This window comes from Salmonella sp. SAL4457 (genome assembly GCF_046548235.1).
GTDB lineage: Bacteria > Pseudomonadota > Gammaproteobacteria > Enterobacterales > Enterobacteriaceae > Salmonella > Salmonella enterica.
In genome coordinates this window covers 1-253 of record NZ_JBGDZO010000923.1, presented here as the reverse complement: position 1 = coordinate 253, position 253 = coordinate 1, and the positions used below count along the sequence as shown (strand labels likewise).

Below are 253 nucleotides of genomic sequence, written 5' to 3'. Positions count from 1 at the left end.
CAGTTGGGACGACGATCAACTTCACTGCTGCTGCGGCGGGCGGTACGGCTCCCTATCAGTTCAAATGGTGGGTGCAAAGCGATGGCGTGTGGTACGTCGCGCGTGAATGGAACGGCAGCAACACGCTGACGTGGCAGCCGACGGCGGCCGGTATTTACGTTGTGGCGGTGTGGGTGCGCAATTCGGGTGTTACCGCCGATGCGAGCCAGGCACTTGCACAAGTGCCGTACGTCATTTCAAGCACAGTCAGCTC

Annotated in this window: 1 protein-coding gene; it reads left to right on the top strand. The window is 60.5% G+C overall.

The window, feature by feature from the left end; genetic code table 11:
- A partial coding sequence (locus tag ACLJNW_RS26895; RefSeq protein ID WP_410961606.1) for a hypothetical protein occupies window positions 1-253 on the top strand: 253 nt, incomplete at both ends.